Origin of the sequence: Azonexus sp., assembly GCF_036170495.1 — a bacterium.
Lineage (GTDB): Bacteria > Pseudomonadota > Gammaproteobacteria > Burkholderiales > Rhodocyclaceae > Azonexus.
This window is the reverse complement of sequence record NZ_JAVHPH010000135.1, coordinates 2,084-5,074: the sequence shown is the minus strand read 5'-3', so window position 1 is coordinate 5,074 and position 2,991 is coordinate 2,084. Positions and strand designations below refer to the sequence as shown.

The 2,991-nt window shown below is 60.0% G+C and carries 6 protein-coding genes; 4 read left to right on the top strand and 2 right to left on the bottom strand.

Annotated elements, in window-relative coordinates:
• Both ADADOO_RS04295 and ADADOO_RS04290 read left to right on the top strand, forming a co-directional pair.
• Positions 1-168: aspartate 1-decarboxylase (locus ADADOO_RS04295; protein WP_511275304.1), on the top strand; the 168-nt coding region annotated here is incomplete at its 5' end.
• 100 nt (positions 169-268) lie between these two features.
• Positions 269-778, top strand: a complete 510-nt coding sequence (locus tag ADADOO_RS04290; RefSeq protein ID WP_511275303.1) for a hypothetical protein — start codon at positions 269-271, stop codon at positions 776-778.
• A 34-nt stretch (positions 779-812) separates the two neighbouring features.
• Here the strand turns inward: ADADOO_RS04290 and ADADOO_RS04285 are convergent, their stop codons facing one another.
• Positions 813-2,096 (bottom strand): NYN domain-containing protein, encoded by a 1,284-nt coding sequence (locus tag ADADOO_RS04285; RefSeq protein ID WP_511275301.1) that lies wholly within the window; start codon positions 2,094-2,096, stop codon positions 813-815.
• Positions 2,053-2,289, bottom strand: a complete 237-nt coding sequence (locus ADADOO_RS04280; RefSeq protein ID WP_511275306.1) for a hypothetical protein — start codon at positions 2,287-2,289, stop codon at positions 2,053-2,055. The genes ADADOO_RS04285 and ADADOO_RS04280 overlap by 44 nt, the downstream gene beginning before the upstream one ends.
• Here ADADOO_RS04280 and ADADOO_RS04275 point away from each other — a divergent pair.
• Positions 2,252-2,680, top strand: a complete 429-nt coding sequence (locus ADADOO_RS04275) for a c-type cytochrome (RefSeq protein ID WP_511275299.1) — start codon at positions 2,252-2,254, stop codon at positions 2,678-2,680. The two genes, ADADOO_RS04280 and ADADOO_RS04275, sit on opposite strands and share 38 nt — an antisense overlap.
• 18 nt (positions 2,681-2,698) lie before the next feature.
• Positions 2,699-2,991 (top strand): cbb3-type cytochrome c oxidase subunit I (locus ADADOO_RS04270; RefSeq protein WP_511275297.1); only part of this gene is annotated, 293 nt, incomplete at its 3' end.

Here is a 2,991-nt window from a genome sequence, read left to right as displayed (position 1 = left end):
GGTTCGGCGGCCCGCCGCGCCGCCCCGGGCGACATCCTGATCATCGCCACCTTCGCCGTCTATAACGAAGTCGAACTGGCCCGCCACGAGCCCGATCTGATCTACGTCGATTCGCAGAACCGCATCACGCGGCGCGGTCACAAGATTCCAGTCCAGGCCGCAGCCTGATCGAGAACTAATTCACGCTACGTAAAAACCCGCCCTCCGGCGGGTTTTTCTTTTGTGTACAATGCCCTACAAAAATTCACACAAATAATGGAGACAAAACATGGGCGTAGTTTTCGCCAAGACCCCCAAGGGGCAGGATGAAATCACCACGAAGGCCGGCGGACTGACACCGCGCGTCAGGCGGGTATTGATCTTCGTTGACGGAAAAAGGACTGTCGACGAGTTGCGCGACATGCTGCGGTCGGACGACTTGCAGCACACCCTGGGTACGCTAGAAGAAGAGGGCTACATCGAACTGGCCAGCGTCACCAATGCTGCCGGGAAAACGATGGAGCCGGAGGCGCCACTGGTATCGATTACCGCGTTCGGCGAACTACCAGCAAGTAATGACCCGATTCGCTTGCAGAAGGCCCGCAATTTCATGGCCAACACGCTGAATGCCTTCTGCGGAGCCCTTGGCAACAGTTCACTGCTCGACCGTATAGAACAAGCGAAGGGCCATGTCGAACTGCGCACCATGTACAGCGAGTGGTATCACGCCATCGTCATGTCACGCGAAGGCAAGCGTGAGGCGGAAAGCCTGCGCACCAAGCTGCTCGACGTAATCTGAGGCAAACGGGGCCGGTGCGCCGCCCCGTCGAATTTCAGCTTTCTGGCGCTTCAGCCACCACCTTCGCCTTGCGCGGACGGGACGGACGCTTGGCCTTGGCCGGCTTGGCCTCGCCCTCGCTGCTGGCGACAGCGGCAACGGCGATCACGACAGGCGACTCGGCAACCGACGCCGCAATATCCTTCGCCGCCGCGTCCTTGCGCGGACGGCGAGCCCCACGGCGCGGTTTGCTTTCGGCCGGTTCAACCGGCGCAGCGTCGCTGGCGGCCGCCGGAAGCGAGCTGCTCGGCAGAGCACTGACCGGCAAGGCGTCGGCGACAACCACGGCCGGCTCACTGGCCGCACGCTCCCGAACGTTGCGGGTCCGGCGCCCACCCCGACGACGCGCATTACCCGAGGTTTCCGGCTCGTCAGCGGTTTCACTTTTAGGCCCATTTTCCGGGTTGACCGTAGCAATGGGTTCGGCCGTCAATTCGCCGGCTGCCTCAGTCTCGCCGGAGGCCGGGCGGACCAGCCCTCGAAAAACGAAGGCCCCCTTGTCATCGCGACCGAAGCCGAGCAGGCCGCGGCTGGCGGCTTCTTCAAGCAGATTGCCGAAGGTCCGGAAGCCGTAATAACTTTCGTTGAAACCTGGGTTGCGGCGCTTGACGACTTCCTTGAGCACCGAGGCCCAGATCCGCTCGCTTTCGCCACGGTCGGCCATGAGGTCGACGAAGGTCGCGGTAACGAGATCGACCGCCTTGGCCTTGCGCTCTTCCTGCTTCAGCTTGCGATTCGCCTCTTCTTCCGGCGAACGCTTCGGCGCTTCGCGGTCGCGTCGGGCATTGCCGCGGCCTTCGCGGTCGCGGACGAGGTCGTCGTAATAGATGAACTCGTCGCAATTGGTGACGAGCAGGTCGGAACACGATTGCTTGACGCCGACGCCGATGACTTTCTTGGCGTTTTCGCGCAGCTTTGAAACCAGCGGCGAGAAATCGGAATCGCCGGAGATGATCACGAAGGTATCGACGTGGGCCTTGGTGTAGCAGAGGTCGAGGGCGTCCACGACCATCCGGATGTCGGCCGAATTCTTGCCGGACTGGCGGACGTGCGGGATCTCGATGAGCTCGAAATTGGCTTCGTGCATGGCCGACTTGAAAGCCTTGTAGCGATCCCAGTCGCAATAAGCTTTCTTGACAACGATGCTGCCCTTGGCGAGCAGTCGCTCGAGAATCGGCTTGATTTCGAACTTCTCGTAATTGGCATCGCGGACACCGAGAGCGACGTTTTCGAAATCACAAAAGAGCGCCATGCTGGCGTTGTCGTTGGCTGCGGCCATGGAATGCTTTCAACTTGAGGAGGCGCAAGTATACCGCCGACACCGCCCGCGCCGACGCCTCAAGTAATTCCGCATTTTTAGCGGGCATCAAAGATTGCGCCTCCCCCGGCGCCCTACCATCCGTCGGCCAAACAATTTCCGAAAGGGGGAAAACAATGAGTGGCGCTTTCACCAAATCGATGGCGCGGAACATATTTTACGGGGGGACCGTCTTCTTCTTCCTGTTGTTCCTTGCGCTGTCATTCGATACCCATTCGCAACTTCCTAAACGCGACATGCGGGCCAACATCACGCCGCAAATCGCCGAGGGCAAGAAGCTGTGGGAAACACACAACTGTATCGGTTGCCACACCCTGCTGGGTGAAGGTGCCTATTTCGCCCCGGAACTGGGCAACGTCATCGTTCGCTACGGCGACGAAGGCGTCAAGGCTTTCATCCAGAGCCGCCCGAAAGAAGGCATCCCGGGTCGCCGCAGCATGCCTCAATTCAACTTCACCGACGAGCAGCTGAACGCCATCGTGGCCTTCCTGAAGCACGTCAATTCGATCAACACCAACAACTGGCCGCCTAACAGCCAGGGCTGATCGAGAGGAGAACTGAACATGCAATACAAATCCCAAGCGGTTGCAAAACCCTACTTCATCGCGGCCATCGGCCTGTTTGTCGGTCAAATCCTGTTCGGCCTGATCATGGGCCTGCAGTATGTGCTCGGCGACTTCCTGTTCCCCGCCATCCCGTTCAACGTGGCCCGCATGGTCCACACCAACCTGCTCATCGTGTGGCTGCTCTTCGGCTTCATGGGTGGCGCCTACTACATGATCCCGGAAGAATCCGAGACCGAACTGTTCAGCCCGAAACTGGCGCTGATCCTGTTCTGGGTCTTCCTGGTCGCTGG